Here is a 17,881-nt window from a genome sequence, read left to right as displayed (position 1 = left end):
TGTTTGATTGGCATCGCTGCCGTGTGGCAGTGATCGTATTGAGCGGTTTTTCTGGGTTTTCAGCGATTTTGTGATGAATATGTCAGCTCTTATTTGCTCCAACACTTGCCCCAACGACGTTCCGGCGGATGAACTGTACTCGTTTGAACAGTGGCTCAATTTCAGCGAGCCTGAACCGGAGTTGGTACGCGCGGGGCTAAATGCGATGGACGCGAACCCGTCGCAACGGGAGTTGCGTGCCGCGGCGCTGTGGGTGTTGCAGCTAAAACAGCCGGACGAAAAACTCACAGCTATGCGCGCACTGTATCGCATGGGGCAAAACGGTCAGTTGCTGTTGAAGTCGCATACCGACTGGCGTGACAACGCGGTGCTGCAACACGATTGCCCAGGTAGACCGGAGCGACCGGAGTTAATTGCCGCGACGCAAACCTTGCGCCGCAGCATGAACAGCACAGAAGGGCGCGCGATCATGGTGCATGCGCTGGCGCATATTGAGTTCAATGCGATTAATTTGGCGCTGGATGCGATGGTGCGTTTTGCCGATTTGTCCGACGACTATTATTGGGATTGGTGGCGCGTAGCGGCGGAGGAAGCCTACCATTTTTCGCTGATTCAGCGGCATTTGCGGCGACTGGGTGCGGAATATGGCGACTATCCGGCGCATGATGGCTTGTGGGATATGGCCGAACGAACCCAACATTCGTTTGCCGATCGCATGGCCATGGTGCCGCGAACTTTGGAAGCGCGTGGTTTGGATGCCTGTCCGATCATGCAGGAAAAATTTCGGCAGGTGGGCGATGAGCAGGCGGCGCGAATATTGGACATTATTTTGCGCGACGAAATCACGCATGTGGCTCTCGGGCATCGCTGGTTCATCTATGCGTGCACGCAAAATCAGGCCGAGCCGATCTACACCTATCGACGCTTGGCAGAACAGTATCATGCGCCGCGTGTGCGTCCGCCGTTTAACTGGGTGGCGCGCCGCGCCGCAGGTTTTTTTGAAGAAGAATTATCCGCATGGCAAACCGAATCCTAAATCATTCTTCGGCGGTGGAGCATTTAGACACCACTGCGCCGTTGAACGCAAATGCCTTGCGTGCCGCGCAAGGGCCGAGCTTGGCGCATCTGTGCGATGGGCCAATCGGTGTATTTGACTCCGGCTTGGGTGGATTGAGCGTGTGGCGACATTTGCACGCGACCATGCCGCATGAGAATTTTATTTATCTGGCGGACAATGCCAATGTGCCGTACGGCGATAAATCCGAAGACTGGATACGCGCGCGCATGACGCACATCACCGAATGGTTTTTGGCGCAAGGCTGCAAGGCAATTGTCTGGGCCTGTAACACTGCGACCGCCGCAGGCGCGACTTATCTGCGCGAGCGCTATCCCGATGTATTTTTTGTGGGCTTGGAGCCGGCGATCAAGCCTGCGGTTCAACTGACGCATAATCAAAAAATCGCCATGCTGGCAACGCGCCGCACGGTACAGAGTGCGAAATATCAAGCGCTGGTTGGGCGCACCATCGCCTCGGACAGCCCTGTGCAATTGCGCTCAATCGCCTGCGTGGGCTGGGCGGAGGCGATCGACAACGGCGCTATGGACGGCGCACAATGGCAAGCGCTGTTGGCACGCTATCTGACGCCGGTGCGCGAATTTGGTGCGGATGTGGTCGTTTTGGGCTGTACGCATTATCCCTTCATCGCCGACGACATTCGCGCGCATCTGGGCGAAGCCGGCGAACAGGTGATTTTGCTCGACTCGGGTGCGCCGGTGGCACGCTATACATACAGTGTTTTGGCCAAACGAGATGGATTGAGCGCACGCAGCGAGGCTGGGCAGACGCAAAATTACGCAACGTTTTTGGATGAGTCGGTACAGGCGCGCTGGCGTTTTTTCAGCGATATGCCGTTGGCTCAGATACAGTTGTTGGCGCTTTGAGTTTTTACGCATAAAGCATTATTTTGACTGGCGTTTCAAATACTTACGGGTAATAACGAATGCTGATGGATGGTCTATCAGTGTTAGAATATTGAATACACGATTTGATGTACTTACAATACGCATCAATTCGCATCAATGAATAGCACAATTAAAAAACGAATCACACCACACAGGAGCTTTCCATGCGCCGACGCGATGAACAGCACATTATTAAAAAATACCCCAATCGTCGTCTGTACGATACGCAAACCTCGACTTACATCACGTTGGCGGATGTCAAGCAGATGGTACTGGCGCATGATACTTTTCGCGTGGTGGATGCCAAAACCAATGACGATTTGACGCGCAGCATCATGCTGCAAATCATTTTGGAGGAGGAAAACGAAGGCGTTTCACTGTTCACCACCGAGATGCTGGCGCAGATCATTCGCTCGTATGGTAATGTGATGCAGGGTATGCTCGGCTCGTATTTGGAAAAAAACATGCAGGCGTTTGCCGACATTCAGAGCGATTTGGCCGAGAGTGGCGAGAAAACCGACGCGCAGCAGCAGATTGACAGCGAAGTGTGGCAACAGCTGCTCGCGATTCAAACGCCGATGATGCAGGGCATGATGAGCACCTACATCCAGCAAAGCCGCGAAATGTTCTTGCAAATGCGCGAAGTCATGGCCTCGCAAACAGCGGTCTTGTTCCAAAATCTCAGCGGTGGGGGCACGATTAAGCCCGAATTGCTCAAGCCTGATGCAAACGCAAAAAAAGCCGCCAAAAAACCTAAAAAAACCGAAAGCTAAACACATGCTCTTTGATTTTCACTGTCACTCCACCGCTTCCGATGGCGCACTCTCGCCGGAAAAACTCATGGCGCGCGCAGCGCGCAATGGTGCGCGGCACATCGCCCTGACCGATCACGACCAACTGGCCGGATTGGCAAGCGCGCGGCAAACCGCCGAGCAGTTTGGGATGCAGTTCATTGATGGCGTGGAGGTGTCCGTCTCGTGGCGTGGAATGAGCGTGCACATCGTTGGGCTGAATTTGGACATTCACAATACCGCTTTGCAACAGGGTTTGGCAAAAAATGCCTCAGGGCGCGCCGAGCGTGCCGTGATAATTGCGCAGCAATTGGAAGAAATCGGCGTGAAAAATGCGTTGGAACGTGCATTGGCCGAGGCCGACGGGCGCATGGATTTGCTCGCGCGTACGCACTTTGCCCGCGTCATGGTCGCGGATAAAAAGGCCATCAGCGTACGCCATGTGTTTCAAAACTATTTGGTGGAGGGCAAGCCCGGCTTTGTGGCGCACGAGTGGGCGGAGCTGGCGCAGGCCATCGATTGGATACACGGTGCGGGTGGTATCGCGGTGCTGGCGCATCCTGGGCGCTACCCGCATGATGCGGACAGTGAATTGGATTTGGTGCGTGAATTTGTCGGCTTGGGTGGTCAGGCGATTGAAGTGGTCACGGGTAGCCACAGCAAACAGCAGTTCAAACACTACGCGCAGATATGTACGGATTTCGATTTATTTGCCTCGGCCGGTTCGGATTTTCATGGGGCAGGCGAGAGCAAAATGGATATCGGCAAAGCACCGGCTTTGCCCGACGGCCTGCGTCCGGTGTGGCAGTTGTGGAATTAATCCCTGTCAATGCGATTATTTGGGTAAAATAGCGCCTTGTTTATCATTGGCTTTATCTTTGGATGTACCGCTGTTTTTACTTGATTGCGGGCATCGCTCAATAGGAATTTCATGGATTACACCGAACTGATTCGCAACATTACCTTGTACATCATCCCCGTGATTTTGGGTATTACCCTGCACGAAGCCGCACACGCTTATGCCGCCCGCTGGATGGGCGACGATACCGCCGAGCGCTTGGGACGCATTTCACTCAATCCGGCGCGTCACATTGACCCGATTGGCACGATTGTCATGCCGCTGCTGCTATTGGTTCTGACCAAAGGCGCGTTTACCTTTGGTTACGCGAAGCCCGTTCCTGTCAATTATGTTCGCCTGCGTCGCATGAATATGCGTTCTGCTATGCAGATCGTGGCGTTTGCCGGACCTGCGGCGAACTTGGTGATGGCGATTGGCTGGGCGGTTGTGTATGCGCTGTCAACCAGTTTGCTGGGTGGCGAAGAGTTTTTTGTGCTGATGAGTCGCGGCGGGATTTTGATTAACTTGGCGCTATTTGCGTTTAATCTGTTCCCGATTTTGCCATTGGACGGTGGGCGGGTGTTGAATGGCTTTTTGCCACGCTCTTTGTCTGCGCAGTTTGAGCGATTAGAGCCATACGGTATTTGGATTGTGTTGTTTTTGGCGTATGCCACGCCGGTTGTGTTTTATTACTGGATGGGGCCGATTATTTCGATTTTCCAAGCCTTGTTACAGCCGCTGATTTATGTGATTCAATCGATTTTCTCCTAATGTTCATCCCCGATTTTCTTTAACTTTTTGAGTTTTTTCATGTTTCCAGAACGCGTTTTATCAGGTATGCGCCCAACCGGTGCGCTGCATTTGGGTCACTATCACGGTGTGTTGAAAAACTGGGTACGCTTGCAAAGCGAATATCCATGCCTGTTTTTCGTTGCCGATTGGCATGCGCTGACCACGCACTACGAAGACCCGAGCATCATTGAATCCAGCACGCACGAAATGGTGATTGACTGGCTGGCGGCTGGCGTTGACCCTTCTCAGGCCACGGTGTTCGTGCAATCACAGGTGATTGAACACGCGGAATTGTTTTTGTTGCTTGCCATGTCTGCGCCGTTGGGCTGGCTGGAACGTGTGCCGACCTATAAAGAGCAAATCGAAAAGTTGCGCGAGAAGGATTTATCGACCTACGGCTTTTTGGGCTATCCTTTGTTGCAAGCGGCGGATATTTTGATTTACCGCGCGCAGCACGTGCCTGTGGGCGAAGACCAAGTGCCGCATCTGGAAATGACGCGTGAAATCGCCCGTCGTTTCAATTATCTCTATGGACGCGAGCCTGATTTTGAGGAAAAAGCGCAAGAAGCGGTGAAAAAACTGGGCAGTAAATTGGCCAAACAATACATCGAGTTGCGCAACCGATTCCAAGAGCAGGGCGAGGAAGAAGCGATTGAGCAGGCTCATGCTTTGCTGGATGAGTCGAAAAACCTGACGCTGGCTGATCGTGAGCGGCTGTTTGGCTATCTCGAAGGCAGTCGCAAAATCATCTTGGTTGAGCCGCAAGCGATGCTGACAGAAAACTCGCGCATGCCGGGTTTGGATGGACAAAAAATGTCGAAAAGCTATGGCAACACCATTGCGATTCGTGAGGATGCCGACTCCATCACCAAAAAAATTCGCACCATGCCGACCGATCCGGCGCGTGTGCGCAAAACCGATCCGGGTGATCCTGAGAAATGTCCGGTTTGGCCATTCCACCAAATTTACAGCGATGATGCGACGTGCGCATGGGTGCAGGATGGCTGTAAAAATGCCAAAATTGGCTGTATCGAATGCAAACAGCCGGTGATTGAAGCGGTTTTACGTGAACAGCAACCATTGCTCGAGCGTGCGCAAGTTTACTTGGATGACCCGACTTTGGTGCGCAATATCATTGCCGATGGTTCGGAAAAAGCTCGAAAAATGGCACAAGAAACCATGCGCGATGTGCGCGAAGTGATGGGGTTGAGCTGATTGTTCCGCTGCTTCTAAAGCTTCTAAACAAAAACCGAGCCATTTTGCTCGGTTTTTTGTGTTTAAATTTAGCGAAGGATTGGCTCACATACCTTTAAAGGGCGTGTGCCGGTACAGCCATTCAGGGTTGTAGGTGGCGATGAGCGCAATGGCTGCGCCGCTGAGAAAACCTTCGCCCCAGCCCAATAAAATCGGACTGGCCCAAACGATGGGATTGCCTGCCAGTGGAATGAAGCCAAATACTTGGCCGATCAAACTCAGATTGATGAACATGGCCAACATCATACCGATGGCTGCGACAAAAAAACCGCGAATAAAAATATAAACGAATAAACGATGCGGCAGCGTGCGTTTGACCAGATGATGCAGCAGAGCAATAATCATCAATGGCAGCACTGCTGCCAATATAAACTGCATGCCCCAAATCCACGGCGAGGTTTGCAGGGTGATGCAGGTAACCAGCGTAGTGCACGCCAGCGCCAATAATGCCAAGGGCATACCGAGCAGCAAAAAAGCCACGCTCGCACCCACCAGATGAAAATACAGATGATCCATCACTTGTCCCTTGATGAGCCACAGACAGATCAAGGTGAAACTGAGCCACAACCACAAATTGACTCGGGTTGAATCATGAAAATCCCGCCGATGAATGGTGACGCTGAGTGCGCCCAAGATAATGCCCAGTGCGATGAAATTAATCAGCGCCCAGATGATGGGGGACCAATATTGGAGCGGATGAGCGAGGGTGAACATAAACAACCCAAATAAAACAAATTTTAGGTGCAGACGAGGCTTAGGTACTTTTTGAAAATCATCTGCCGAATTGTCGTGAATAGCCCAAAATATAGCACAATCAGAAGTGACTGGACGAGACTTTATCTTGGGAGGAGAGGCGGGTGGCGTATCTTGGATATGGCTTGTGCGCCATAAAAAATGCCTGAACAATCGTTCAGGCATTTTCAGTCAAGCATGAAGTTAATTATGCTTCACGAATGTTCGCGGCTTGTTTGCCTTTAGGGCCATCAACGATGTCGAAGCTAACGCGTTGTTCTTCTTTCAAAGTTTTGTAACCATCCATATTGATAGAAGAGAAGTGAGCGAACAAATCTTCACCACCACCATCAGGAGTAATAAAACCAAAACCCTTACTATTGTTAAACCATTTTACGGTACCGGTAGCCATACCCAGCCATCCTTTTTAAAAACAAATAAAATACATCCTCTGTTTACGCTTCGCTTTGTTATTGCCCACACAAACCTTGAGAATCACTAACTGCGTCTTTAATTACATACGCATATAGCGATTGTTTACCCTTTTACGAAGCTTGTCAAGCGATAACGTTGAATTTAATCGATTTACCCCTAAATACTTATAAAACTGACCGAAAGTGGTTCTATAAATGGGCTTGAAGCGTATGCTCAAGCGGTTTTGCGCGAAGAGGGCTGATTTTTTCAAGCCTGCGAAGACTTGGGTTTTCGGTTAAGATGGTATACAGATCCCTGCTTTTCGGGGAAGCATTGTCAAGAGATAAAATTTTGAGTTTGTTTAAAGATGGTTACTAAAAAATCGAATCAAACCGAGCAGGGCGAAGTGGCGCAATTGGAGCGGAAAAAGGTCGTGGCTCCGCCGCCGATGTACCAAGTTTGGCTATTAAACGACGATTACACGCCGATGGATTTTGTGGTCACCGTATTGGAGCGCTTCTTTGCCAAATCGACCGATGAGGCTGAGGTGGTGATGCTCAAGGTGCACCATGAAGGCAAGGCTATTTGTGGCGAATATCCGCGTGATATCGCCGAGACCAAAGTGGTTCGTGTGACGCGGTTTGCGCGTGAGGCGGGGCATCCGCTGCAATGCGTATTGGAGGGACTATGATTGCACATGATTTGGAAGTGACGCTGCACTTGGCGTTCGTGGAGGCGCGCAAGGCGCGTCATGAGGATTTGACGCTGGAGCATTTGCTCTACGCATTGTTGGACAATCCGCCGGCGGCCGATGCGCTGAAGGCGGTGGGCGTGAATATGGCGCTGCTCAAAGCGGATTTGCAAGAGTTCATGGCCAAAAACGTGGCGGTACTCAAAGGGACGGATGAGGTGGAAACCACACCGACCATGGGCTTTCAGCGGGTGATGCAGCGTGCGGTGGTGCATGTTCAGTCATCCGGTCATGAGGGTAAAGAAGTCACCGGCGTGGACGTGTTGATCGCGATGTTTGGCGAAAAGGATTCGCATGCGGTGTATTTCATGCGCAAACAGGGCATCGAGCGGCTCGATTTGACCCAATACGTTTCGCATGGTATCCGCAAAACGGCGAAATCGGATGCGGGTGACTCTCCTGCGGCAGCGCACAGCAGCGCAGGCGAGGGCAAATCGACCGAGGGAAAAGCTGAAACCGCATTGGACAAATATGCGCAAAATCTCAACCGCATGGCGCAGGAAGGGCGGCTCGATCCGCTGATCGGGCGCGAAGCGGAAGTGCTGCGCACCGTACAGGTGCTATCGCGTCGGCGCAAAAACAATCCGGTGTTGGTGGGTGAAGCGGGCGTGGGTAAAACCGCGATTGCCGAAGGTTTGGCATGGAAGATTGTGCGTGGCGACGTACCCGAGGTCTTGGCAGATGCGACCATTTACGCCTTGGATATGGGCGCGCTGATGGCGGGAACCAAGTACCGTGGCGACTTTGAGCAGCGTTTAAAAGACGTGCTGAACGATTTGGCGGCGCATGAAGGCGCAATTTTATTCGTGGACGAAATTCACATGCTGATTGGCGCAGGTTCGACCAACGGCAGTTCGATGGACGCGAGCAATTTGATCAAACCGGCTTTGTCCAATGGCTCGTTGCGCTGCATCGGTGCGACCACGTTTGAGGACTACCGCCGTGTGTTTGAGAAGGACACGGCGCTGGCGCGACGTTTCCATAAAATTGATGTGGTGGAGCCAAGTGTGGCGCAGACCATTGATATTCTGAAAGGTCTGAAATCGCAATTCGAGAGTCATCATCAGGTGAAATACGCACCGTCGGCAATTATTGCAGCGGCGGAGTTGTCTGATAAATACATGAACGAGCGCTTTTTGCCGGATAAAGCCATTGATCTGATGGACGAGGCGGGCGCGGCGCAACGTGTCTTGCCAGTGGAGCAGCGTAAGAAAAATATCACCAAAGCCGACATCGAAGAATTGATCGCGAAAATCGCACGCATTCCGCCGAAATCGGTCAGCGTGGACGCGCGAACCAAGCTCAAACATTTGGAACGTGATCTGAAAAATACCGTGTTCGGTCAGGATGAGGCGATTGTCGCGGTGGCTTCGGCGATCAAAATGGCGCGAGCGGGTTTGGGCAACACCGACAAACCGATTGGTTCGTTTTTGTTCACGGGGCCAACGGGCGTGGGTAAAACAGAATTGGCGCGGCAATTGGCGTTCACTTTGGGCATTGAGCTGATTCGCTTTGATATGTCTGAGTACATGGAGCGCCACGCGGTCAGTCGTCTGATCGGCGCGCCGCCGGGCTATGTCGGCTTTGAGCAGGGCGGTTTACTGACCGACGCGGTGACGAAAAAGCCGCATGCAGTGCTGTTGCTCGATGAAATTGAAAAAGCGCATCCGGATATTTTCAATATTTTATTGCAGGTGATGGATCACGGCGCGTTGACGGATAACAACGGGCGTACGGCGGATTTTCGCAATGTCATCATCATTATGACGACCAATGCGGGCGCGCGCGCGATGCAAACACACGCACTCGGCTTCACCAAGACTACGGTTAGCCAAGACCACAGCGAGGACATCAAGCGCGCGTTCAGCCCTGAGTTTCGCAATCGTCTGGACGCGATTGTCTCGTTCAAAGCTTTGGATGAAGACATCATTCTGCGCGTGGTGGATAAATTCTTGATGCAGTTGGAAGATCAGTTGCACGAGAAAAAAGTGGATATTGCTTTCTCTGAAGGCTTACGCAAACATCTGGCCAAAGTAGGCTTTGATCCGCTCATGGGCGCACGACCGATGGCGCGATTGGTGCAGGATTCGATTCGCAAAGCATTGGCCGATGAGTTACTGTTTGGCAAGCTGAAAAACGGTGGTGTGGTCAGTGTGGATTATTCCGAAGCTGAGCAAAAAGTTGTGTTTCAGGTGGAATCGTCACGCAAAAAATCGGCTGAGAATGCCGATGCGGCGGTATAAAGTAGTATCAAGCAGTTTGAAGTTTGAAAAGCGGCGGTTCATTTCAACCCTATTTTCAAGGAGCAACCAGCATGAATACTGATTTCCAAAACCAATCGGTGATTGATGTACTGCCCAATAATGGTGCCGTATCGCCCTCGAGCTATGCCGGATTCTGGCGGCGCTTGATTGCCTATGCGATTGACTCATTGATCATTGGCGTGCCGTTGATGGTGATCGGTCGGATGTTTGGCTGGGTGACATTGGAGCAGACGGCGAACAGCGCTGAGGCGTACACGACGTCGGATGGATTTACCCTGTTTGCGGGGGTGGTGGCGACCTTGTATTTTGTGTTGATGGAGTCGTCAGATAAACAAGCGACTTTTGGCAAAAGCGTGTTCGGCCTGCGCGTGACCAATATGCAGGGTGGGCGAATCAGCTTGGGTCAGGCATTCATCCGCTATTTTGGTAAATTTTTGTCGGTCATAACTTTGTACATCGGTTTCATGATGGCCGGCTGGACGGAAAAAAAGCAGGCTTTGCACGATAAGTTGGCGGGGACGTTGGTGGTGCGTCGCTAAAATCATGACAGCATTACTGTGAATAAAACAAAGGACAGCTAAGCTGTCCTTTGTTGTTGGCGTGGCAAATGGTATTACGCCATCACGGCGGCAAACGCGTCGGCAACGTAATCGACATTGCCGCTGTTCAGACCGGCCACGCACATACGGCCTGATTTGACCAGATACACGGCAAATTCTTCGCGCAGGCGATCGACTTGCTCCGGTGACAGACCGGTGTAGCTGAACATACCGCGTTGTTTGATCAAGTATGAAAAGTCTTTACCGGCGATTTTTGCAGTCAATACGTCGTACAGTTTTTGACGCATGGCTTTGATGCGGTCACGCATTTCGTTCACTTCGCCTTCCCAGAGGGCGCGCAGTTCAGTTTCGTTGACGACATTTGCGGTTACGGTAGCGACGTGATACGCAGGGCTGGAGTACATTTTGCGGATGGTCAGTTTCAATTGACCCAATACGCGCTCGGCTTCTTCGGCATTGACACACACCGCTGACAAGCCACCCGCACGCTCGCCGTAGTACGACAGGTTTTTCGAGAACGAGTTGCTGGTGAAGAAGCTCAGGCCCGATTCGGCAAACAGGCGGATGGCGTAGGCGTCCTCTTCAATGCTGTCGCCGAAACCTTGGTAGGCGATGTCCATGAATGGAATCAAGCCGCCTTCTTTGATGACAGGAACCAGGGCTTGCCATTGCTCTTTCGACAAGTCCACACCGGTCGGGTTGTGGCAGCATGGGTGCAGCAACACCATGGAGTTTTTCGGCATGGCTTTGAGCGCAGCAACCATCTCATCGAATTTCACGCCGCCGCTCACAGCGTCGTAATACGGATAAGTTTTGACGGTGAAACCTGCGGCTTCGAAAATCGCGCGGTGGTTATCCCACGTCGGATCGGATACATACATATCCGCATCAGGGAAGTAGCGCTTCAGGAAGTCCGCACCCACGCGCAATGCGCCGGATGCGCCGACGGTTTGCACCGTTGCCACGCGTTTTTCCGCCAATACATTGCTGTTGGCGCCAAACAGGAGATTTTGGCAGGCGGTGCGGTATGCGGCCAGACCTTCCATCGGCAGGTACGGACGCGGCTCCAAGTGCTGTGCCAACGCCGTTTCGGCTTTCACCACCGATGGCAATAAAGGCAAGCGGCCTTGATCGTCATAATAAATACCAATCCCCAGATTCACTTTGGTTTCGCGCGGATCTTTTTTAAAGGTTTCTACGAGGGATAAAATCGGGTCGCCAGCATAGGCATCAACGTGTTCAAACATCATGTGCTCTCATCAGGTTTAAGGAAAAATAACAATTCATTATACCTAGGTTTGTACCGGCTTTGAAGCAAAAAATGCGATAAAACAGTGGAAAATCAGGATGTTGTATTGGCAGTGTTTTGATGGCGGAGTATTGGGCGGTATTGAAATTTGACCGCGGTGATACAATATACCGTTAAACAAAGGATTTTTATGAGCACGCAAATCATCACTTACCCAAACTCGCCGTTTGAGCTGCACCAGCCGTTTGCACCGGCGGGCGATCAGCCGACGGCGATTGCTTCTTTGGTCGAGGGCATCAACGATGGTTTGAGTTTTCAGACGCTGTTGGGCGTGACCGGTTCGGGTAAAACTTATACGATGGCGAATGTGATTGCGCAGACCGGCCGACCGGCGCTGGTGCTGGCGCCAAACAAGACCCTCGCGGCGCAGTTGTACTCGGAAATGCGCGAGTTTTTTCCGAACAATGCGGTGGAGTATTTCGTCTCCTACTACGATTATTATCAGCCCGAGGCGTATGTGCCGCAGCGGGATTTATTTATTGAAAAAGATTCGGCGATCAACGAACACATTGAGCAAATGCGCCTATCGGCGACCAAAAGTCTGCTGGAGCGGCGCGATACCATCATTGTGGGTACCGTTTCGTGCATCTATGGGATCGGTAATCCGCAGGAATACCACCGCATGATTTTGATCGTGCGCGAGAATGACAAAATTCCGCAACGTGAGATTATCCGCCAGTTGGCAGCGATGCAGTACAACCGCAATGAGCTGGATTTTGCGCGTGGGACTTTTCGCGTACGGGGCGACACGATTGATATTTTCCCCGCCGAGCACGCCGATTTGGCGGTTCGTTTGAGCATGTTTGACGATGAAATCGAGTCGATCCAGTTGTTTGACCCGCTGACCGGAAAAGTGGTGCAAAAAGTGCCGCGCTTCACGATTTACCCCTCGTCGCACTACGTCACGCCGCGCGACACGGTGCTGCGCGCGGTGGAGGCGATTAAGGATGAGCTGCGCGACCGATTGAAATTTTTTCACGCCAATGGCCGATTGGTAGAGGCTCAGCGTTTGGAGGAGCGCACGCGCTTTGATCTGGAGATGCTGGCGCAGGTGGGCTTTTGCAAAGGGATTGAGAACTATTCGCGCCATTTGTCAGGCACGCAGCCGGGCGAACCGCCGCCGACTTTGATTGATTATTTACCCAAAGACGCCTTGATGTTTTTGGACGAATCGCACGTTATGGTGGGGCAATTGGGCGCGATGTATAAAGGCGATCGCTCGCGCAAGGAAAATCTGGTCGATTATGGTTTTCGTCTGCCGTGTGCGCTGGACAATCGCCCGCTGAAATTCGAGGAGTTTGAAGGCAAAATGCGCCAAGCGGTGTTTGTTTCGGCCACGCCTGCGAACTATGAAAAAGAGAAAGCCGATGCGGTGGCTGAGCAAGTCGTGCGTCCGACCGGCTTGGTCGATCCGCAAATTCAGGTGCGTCCGGCAAGTACGCAGATTGACGACGTATTGAGCGAGATTCGCATTCGCGTTGGCTTGGGGGAGCGTGTGCTGATCACCACGCTGACCAAGCGCATGGCGGAGGATTTAACCGATTATCTGAATGACAACGGGGTGAAAGTGCGCTATTTGCACTCGGATATTGACACCGTGGAGCGGGTAGAAATCATTCGCGATTTGCGTTTGGGCGAATTCGATGTGCTGGTGGGGATTAACCTGCTGCGTGAGGGCTTGGATATTCCGGAGGTGTCGCTGGTGGCGATTTTGGATGCGGATAAAGAGGGCTTTTTGCGTTCGGAGCGCTCGTTGATTCAGACCATCGGGCGTGCGGCGCGGAATATTCATGGTACGGCGATTTTATACGCCGATAAAATCACCGATTCGATGCAGCGCGCGATGGATGAAACGGAGCGCCGCCGCAATAAACAGATCACGTTCAATAAAGAACACGGCATCACGCCGAAGGGTGTGCAAAAACGTGTCAAAGACATTATTGACGGCGTGTACAACGATGCGAAGAAAAAAATTGATAAGCCACGTCAACCGAATCGAACGGACGGACGTTTTGACCAGCTGAGCGAGGTTCAATTGGGCAAGGAGATTGTGAAGCTTGAGAAGCAAATGCTTGATTTGGCTAAGAATTTAGAGTTTGAGCAAGCCGCAAAAACTCGAGATTTGATTCATGAGCTTAAATCAAGACTATTTGGATCATGATTTGCAATCGAATCGTATGAATCAAAAGATACAAATAATTTTTGATTTGTTTCTTAATATTTAAACGATTACCGATACCCTGAATCTTATTCGATAAATGCGCCGTTTTGCCAATCTTTAGGAGGACAATATGCGCTTTGAGATGGTCAACTCAGACTCAACAAAAACAAAAATTTTGTTTGTATGTACCGGAAATATCTGCCGCTCGCCTGTTGCACAAGCGATTTTACAAAAAAAATTGATTCAATCCGGAGACACTGAAAAAGTATACGTCGACTCAGCGGGCACGCATAGCTGTCATGTCGGTGAAAAAGCCGATTCGCGCAGTCAGCATTCAGCCGCATTTCGCGGCTATAGCCTGATTGGGCACAGCGCTCGTCAGATCGCGCCAGAGGATTTTGAGCGCTTCGATTTGATTTTGGCGATGGACTGGAAAAACCTGCGTCGGTTGCAAAGCATGGCGCCGGAGCATTGTCGTCATAAAATCGAGCTGATCATGCGCTATGCGCAAAACTACGATGATGCCGAAGTACCTGATCCGTATTATTCCGATCAAGCTGTTTTTAATTTGGTGGTGGAATACGTTGAAGATGCGGTCAATGGCCTGATGGATTCGGTTTTGCGACGCATTGCCCAAGCGGCGTAGCGCTTTACTCCGGCGTTGTGCCACATCGCCACTTTTGGGAGAGGGTGGCCATGAAAATAATTGACGAAAGACTGTAGCGTTAGCGCTCAGTCTTTTTCTTTGTGTGAAAGCGATTACATTGTTCTCCGGATTGTTGCGAGTAAATAGCTCAATCGATAAAAAATTTCACTTTTCCATCATAAATGCCCTTGAAATCCATTTTCCTGTCGCTATCTATTGAACAAGGCGTGGTGAAGGGGCTTTGAAGTAACAACAGCCATTCAACACAACGAAAAAATTTAATTGGCAGAATGGAGAAATTCAAAATGGGAAAAATTATTGGTATTGACTTGGGTACAACCAACTCATGCGTTTCCATCATGGAAGGCAACACCCCGAAAGTAATTGAAAACGCTGAAGGTGCGCGCACGACGCCCTCAATCATTGCGTATGTGGACGACGGTGAAATCTTGGTCGGCGCTTCGGCCAAGCGTCAAGCCGTGACCAATCCGAAAAACACTTTGTATGCGATCAAACGCTTGATCGGTCGTCGTTTTGAAGACAAAGAAGTACAAAAAGACATCGAGCAAATGCCGTTTGAGATCATCAAAGCGGATAACGGCGATGCTTGGGTGCAAGTGCGTGACCAAAAATTGGCACCACCGCAAATCTCTGCGGAAGTGTTGCGCAAGATGAAAAAAACCGCCGAAGATTACCTCGGCGAGCCTGTCACCGAAGCGGTGATTACCGTTCCGGCGTACTTCAATGACGCGCAACGTCAAGCGACCAAAGACGCAGGCCGCATTGCCGGTCTGGATGTGAAACGCATTATCAATGAGCCGACTGCGGCCGCATTGGCCTTTGGCTTGGATAAAAAAGAAGGCGGCGATCGCAAAATCGCAGTGTATGACTTAGGTGGCGGTACATTTGACGTGTCTATCATCGAAATCGCTGACGTGGATGGCGAAAAGCAATTTGAAGTATTGGCGACCAACGGCGATACATTCCTTGGCGGTGAAGACTTTGACCAACGCATCATTGGCTACTTGATCGACGAGTTCAAAAAAGAGCAGGGCGTGGACTTGTCCAAAGATGTATTGGCTTTGCAACGCTTGAAAGAAGCGGCTGAAAAAGCCAAGATCGAATTGTCATCGTCTGCGCAAACCGAAATCAATTTGCCGTACATCACGGCCGATGCGAGCGGTCCCAAACACATGGCGATCAAAATCACCCGTGCGAAACTCGAAGCGTTGGTGGAAGACTTGGTGCAACGCACCATCGAGCCATGCCGTGTGGCATTGAAAGACGCGGGTTTGAAAGTATCCGACATCGACGACGTGATTTTGGTTGGTGGTCAAAGCCGTATGCCAAAAGTGCAAGAAAAGGTCAAAGAATTCTTTGGCAAAGAAGCGCGCAAAGACATCAACCCGGACGAAGCGGTTGCGGTCGGTGCGGCGATTCAAGGTCAGGTTCTCGGCGGTGGCCGTACCGACGTACTGTTGCTCGACGTCACACCATTGTCCCTCGGTATCGAAACCATGGGCGGTGTGATGACCAAAATGATCAACAAAAACACCACGATTCCGACCAAGTTCAGCCAAGTGTACTCAACAGCGGAAGACAACCAACCGGCAGTAACGGTCAAAGTCTACCAAGGTGAGCGCGAAATGGCGGTACACAACAAACTGCTGGGCGAGTTCAATTTGGAAGGCATCGCACCTGCACCACGCGGTGTGCCACAAATTGAAGTGACTTTCGATATTGACGCGAACGGCATTTTGCACGTACACGCCAAAGACAAAGGCACAGGCAAAGAGAACAAGATCACCATTAAAGCGAACTCCGGTTTGTCCGACGACGAAATCCAGCAAATGATCAAAGACGCTGAAATGAACGCCGAAGAGGACAAAAAGGCACGCGAATTGGTGGATGCGAAAAACTCAGCCGACGCCTTGGTTCACTCAACCAAAAAATCATTGGAAGAGTACGGCGAAAAAGTTGGCGCAGACGAGAAAGCCAAAATCGAAGAAGCTTTGAAAGCCTTGGAAGAAGTCATCCCGACCGGCACTAAGGAAGAAATCGAAGCCAAAACCGAAGAACTGGCCAAAGTTTCGCAAAAACTGGGCGAAGCCATCTACGCGGATATGCAAGCCAAAGCGCAAGCAGAGCAAGGCGCCGCCGATGAACAGTCAGGTGGTCCGCAAGCGGCAGATGTGGTTGATGCTGACTTTAAAGAAGTGAAAAAAGACTAAATCGACGATTGTTAGTCGGATAGAAACAGCCCACGCGAAAGCGTGGGCTGTGTTTTTATACATTCACACAGAATGCATTTTTGAGGGCTTACTGGCTATTACCACGCCAATAGGTCTCACTGACCTGTGCGCTTTGGTTGAGCAAACGCGCCATGATGAAAAAAAGGTCGGAGCAGCGGTTGAGGTATTTCAGGCTGGCTTCGTTTAGGGGTTCGAGTTGGTTCAGCGTGACCAGACTTCGTTCGGCGCGGCGGGCAACGCTGCGGCAGACGTGTGCTTGTGTGGCGCTGCGTGTGCCCGAAGGTAGGATGAATTCTTTGAGCGGCGGTAGTTGCGCATTGGCGTTCTCGGCCCAGCATTCGATGTGTTCGAGCGCACCCGCGCGCAAAAAGCTCATGCCCGGTACGGCCAGCTCGGAGCCGATTTCAAATAGGTGGTGTTGAACTTTATCCAGCACCGTGTCGAGTGCTTGTTCGAACCCCGATTCGAGCGATGTGTTGAGGCTTTGTCGCAGCACACCGATGTGGGAGTTCAACTCGTCCACGTCACCCATCGCCATAAAGCGGGGGTGTGATTTGGGCAGACGCGTGCCGTCGGCGAGCGACGAGGTACCGTCGTCGCCGGTGCGGGTAATGATTTGGTTCAGACGTTCATTCATGGCTGGTCAAGCCAATCAGTCGCGGAAGTTGTCAAAGGTCAGCGGCAGATCGCTGATGTCTTTGCGCAGCAGAGCCATGACCGCTTGCAGGTCGTCGCGTTTCGCGCCGGAGACGCGCACGGCGTCGCCTTGAATGGAGGCTTGAACTTTGATTTTAGAGTCTTTGATGAGCTTAACGATTTTTTTCGCGTCGTCCGAGGCCACGCCATTTTTGACTTTGATGATTTGTTTGACTTTGTCGCCGCCGATTTTTTGTACATCTTCTTCGACGAGGAAACGTACGTCTACATTGCGTTTGGCGCATTTGTTGCGCAGGATGTCGAGTACTTGGCCGAGCTGAAACTCGGAGTCGGCAAAGGCGGTTAATTCGAATTCTTTTTGTTCCACGCGTGCATCGGAGCCTTTGAAGTCAAAACGACCGGTGATTTCTTTGTTGCTTTGGTCTACAGCGTTGCGCAGTTCGACGGAGTCGGCTTTGAGTACGGTATCGAATGAGGGCATGTTTTCTCCTAATCTGT

At 51.4% G+C, this 17,881-nt stretch carries 17 protein-coding genes; 12 read left to right on the top strand and 5 right to left on the bottom strand.

The annotated features are described in order from the left end of the window. Positions 1–73 precede the first annotated feature (73 nt). From ACZ41M_RS04700 to ACZ41M_RS04675, 6 genes are all read left to right on the top strand, one after another. Entirely contained in the window at positions 74–1,036 is a 963-nt protein-coding gene (locus ACZ41M_RS04700; RefSeq protein ID WP_464730076.1) for a ferritin-like domain-containing protein, read from the top strand. Further along, the gene (gene murI / locus ACZ41M_RS04695; protein ID WP_464730077.1) at positions 1,018–1,941 is read left to right on the top strand and encodes a glutamate racemase; all 924 of its coding nucleotides are present in this window, start codon (positions 1,018–1,020) and stop codon (positions 1,939–1,941) included. The genes ACZ41M_RS04700 and murI overlap by 19 nt, the downstream gene beginning before the upstream one ends. Positions 1,942–2,126: 185 nt before the next feature. Beyond that, positions 2,127–2,735: a polyhydroxyalkanoate synthesis repressor PhaR gene (gene phaR, locus ACZ41M_RS04690; protein ID WP_464730078.1), complete on the top strand. Its 609-nt coding sequence runs from the start codon at positions 2,127–2,129 to the stop codon at positions 2,733–2,735. A gap of 4 nt (positions 2,736–2,739) precedes the next feature. Then, positions 2,740–3,573 carry a PHP domain-containing protein gene (locus tag ACZ41M_RS04685; RefSeq protein ID WP_464730079.1) on the top strand — a complete coding sequence of 278 codons (834 nt, stop codon included), beginning with the start codon at positions 2,740–2,742 and terminating at the stop codon, positions 3,571–3,573. A 111-nt stretch (positions 3,574–3,684) separates the two neighbouring features. After that, positions 3,685–4,362 carry a site-2 protease family protein gene (locus ACZ41M_RS04680; protein WP_464730080.1) on the top strand — a complete coding sequence of 226 codons (678 nt, stop codon included), beginning with the start codon at positions 3,685–3,687 and terminating at the stop codon, positions 4,360–4,362. Between the two features lie 39 nt (positions 4,363–4,401). Next, on the top strand, positions 4,402–5,598 hold the full coding sequence (locus ACZ41M_RS04675; protein ID WP_464730081.1) for a tryptophan--tRNA ligase: 1,197 nt from the start codon (positions 4,402–4,404) through the stop codon (positions 5,596–5,598). 84 nt (positions 5,599–5,682) lie between these two features. On the opposite strand, the gene ACZ41M_RS04670 is transcribed toward ACZ41M_RS04675, so the two are convergent. Both ACZ41M_RS04670 and ACZ41M_RS04665 read right to left on the bottom strand, forming a co-directional pair. Then, a complete protein-coding gene (locus ACZ41M_RS04670) occupies positions 5,683–6,351 on the bottom strand; it encodes an energy-coupling factor ABC transporter permease (protein WP_464730082.1) in 669 nt (222 codons plus the stop codon). A 226-nt stretch (positions 6,352–6,577) separates the two neighbouring features. Further along, the gene (locus ACZ41M_RS04665) at positions 6,578–6,781 is read right to left on the bottom strand and encodes a cold-shock protein (protein ID WP_464730083.1); all 204 of its coding nucleotides are present in this window, start codon (positions 6,779–6,781) and stop codon (positions 6,578–6,580) included. 369 nt (positions 6,782–7,150) lie between these two features. Between ACZ41M_RS04665 and clpS the strand changes: the two genes are divergently transcribed. The 3 genes from clpS to ACZ41M_RS04650 all read left to right on the top strand — a co-directional run bounded on the left by clpS (position 7,151) and on the right by ACZ41M_RS04650 (position 10,337). Continuing rightward, positions 7,151–7,474 carry an ATP-dependent Clp protease adapter ClpS gene (gene clpS, locus ACZ41M_RS04660; RefSeq protein WP_464730084.1) on the top strand — a complete coding sequence of 108 codons (324 nt, stop codon included), beginning with the start codon at positions 7,151–7,153 and terminating at the stop codon, positions 7,472–7,474. Next, entirely contained in the window at positions 7,471–9,777 is a 2,307-nt protein-coding gene (gene clpA, locus ACZ41M_RS04655) for an ATP-dependent Clp protease ATP-binding subunit ClpA (protein ID WP_464730085.1), read from the top strand. Before clpS ends, clpA begins: the two co-directional genes overlap by 4 nt. Positions 9,778–9,848: 71 nt before the next feature. Beyond that, positions 9,849–10,337: an RDD family protein gene (locus ACZ41M_RS04650; protein WP_464730086.1), complete on the top strand. Its 489-nt coding sequence runs from the start codon at positions 9,849–9,851 to the stop codon at positions 10,335–10,337. Between the two features lie 74 nt (positions 10,338–10,411). Here the strand turns inward: ACZ41M_RS04650 and ACZ41M_RS04645 are convergent, their stop codons facing one another. Further along, positions 10,412–11,605 carry an amino acid aminotransferase gene (locus ACZ41M_RS04645; protein ID WP_464732119.1) on the bottom strand — a complete coding sequence of 398 codons (1,194 nt, stop codon included), beginning with the start codon at positions 11,603–11,605 and terminating at the stop codon, positions 10,412–10,414. Positions 11,606–11,797: 192 nt separating this feature from the next. On the opposite strand from ACZ41M_RS04645, the gene uvrB reads away from it, so the two are divergent. From uvrB to dnaK, 3 genes are all read left to right on the top strand, one after another. Continuing rightward, the gene (gene uvrB / locus ACZ41M_RS04640) at positions 11,798–13,828 is read left to right on the top strand and encodes an excinuclease ABC subunit UvrB (RefSeq protein WP_464730087.1); all 2,031 of its coding nucleotides are present in this window, start codon (positions 11,798–11,800) and stop codon (positions 13,826–13,828) included. Between the two features lie 130 nt (positions 13,829–13,958). Continuing rightward, a complete protein-coding gene (locus ACZ41M_RS04635) occupies positions 13,959–14,474 on the top strand; it encodes a low molecular weight protein-tyrosine-phosphatase (protein WP_464730088.1) in 516 nt (171 codons plus the stop codon). Positions 14,475–14,779: 305 nt separating this feature from the next. Continuing rightward, positions 14,780–16,705 carry a molecular chaperone DnaK gene (gene dnaK, locus ACZ41M_RS04630; protein WP_464730089.1) on the top strand — a complete coding sequence of 642 codons (1,926 nt, stop codon included), beginning with the start codon at positions 14,780–14,782 and terminating at the stop codon, positions 16,703–16,705. 88 nt (positions 16,706–16,793) lie between these two features. Here the strand turns inward: dnaK and ACZ41M_RS04625 are convergent, their stop codons facing one another. After that, positions 16,794–17,363: a cob(I)yrinic acid a,c-diamide adenosyltransferase gene (locus ACZ41M_RS04625; RefSeq protein ID WP_464730090.1), complete on the bottom strand. Its 570-nt coding sequence runs from the start codon at positions 17,361–17,363 to the stop codon at positions 16,794–16,796. Between the two features lie 15 nt (positions 17,364–17,378). Continuing rightward, complete coding sequence (locus ACZ41M_RS04620; RefSeq protein WP_464730091.1) at positions 17,379–17,864, bottom strand: YajQ family cyclic di-GMP-binding protein; 486 nt, start codon at positions 17,862–17,864, stop codon at positions 17,379–17,381. Between the last annotated feature and the right edge of the window lie 17 nt (positions 17,865–17,881).

This window comes from Puribacter membranae, assembly GCF_055380425.1.
This window is presented reverse-complemented; position numbering and strand designations above follow the sequence as displayed.

Coding starts and splice junctions, on each gene's coding strand:
- clpA (WP_464730085.1), top strand. CDS start 7,471: ATGATTGCACATGATTTGGAAGTGACGCTGCACTTGGCGTTCGTGGAG.
- ACZ41M_RS04620 (WP_464730091.1), bottom strand. CDS start 17,864: ATGCCCTCATTCGATACCGTACTCAAAGCCGACTCCGTCGAACTGCGC.
- ACZ41M_RS04680 (WP_464730080.1), top strand. CDS start 3,685: ATGGATTACACCGAACTGATTCGCAACATTACCTTGTACATCATCCCC.
- uvrB (WP_464730087.1), top strand. CDS start 11,798: ATGAGCACGCAAATCATCACTTACCCAAACTCGCCGTTTGAGCTGCAC.
- ACZ41M_RS04670 (WP_464730082.1), bottom strand. CDS start 6,351: ATGTTCACCCTCGCTCATCCGCTCCAATATTGGTCCCCCATCATCTGG.
- phaR (WP_464730078.1), top strand. CDS start 2,127: ATGCGCCGACGCGATGAACAGCACATTATTAAAAAATACCCCAATCGT.
- ACZ41M_RS04635 (WP_464730088.1), top strand. CDS start 13,959: ATGCGCTTTGAGATGGTCAACTCAGACTCAACAAAAACAAAAATTTTG.
- ACZ41M_RS04675 (WP_464730081.1), top strand. CDS start 4,402: ATGTTTCCAGAACGCGTTTTATCAGGTATGCGCCCAACCGGTGCGCTG.
- clpS (WP_464730084.1), top strand. CDS start 7,151: ATGGTTACTAAAAAATCGAATCAAACCGAGCAGGGCGAAGTGGCGCAA.
- ACZ41M_RS04700 (WP_464730076.1), top strand. CDS start 74: ATGAATATGTCAGCTCTTATTTGCTCCAACACTTGCCCCAACGACGTT.
- ACZ41M_RS04625 (WP_464730090.1), bottom strand. CDS start 17,363: ATGAATGAACGTCTGAACCAAATCATTACCCGCACCGGCGACGACGGT.
- ACZ41M_RS04650 (WP_464730086.1), top strand. CDS start 9,849: ATGAATACTGATTTCCAAAACCAATCGGTGATTGATGTACTGCCCAAT.
- ACZ41M_RS04645 (WP_464732119.1), bottom strand. CDS start 11,605: ATGTTTGAACACGTTGATGCCTATGCTGGCGACCCGATTTTATCCCTC.
- dnaK (WP_464730089.1), top strand. CDS start 14,780: ATGGGAAAAATTATTGGTATTGACTTGGGTACAACCAACTCATGCGTT.
- ACZ41M_RS04665 (WP_464730083.1), bottom strand. CDS start 6,781: ATGGCTACCGGTACCGTAAAATGGTTTAACAATAGTAAGGGTTTTGGT.
- murI (WP_464730077.1), top strand. CDS start 1,018: ATGGCAAACCGAATCCTAAATCATTCTTCGGCGGTGGAGCATTTAGAC.
- ACZ41M_RS04685 (WP_464730079.1), top strand. CDS start 2,740: ATGCTCTTTGATTTTCACTGTCACTCCACCGCTTCCGATGGCGCACTC.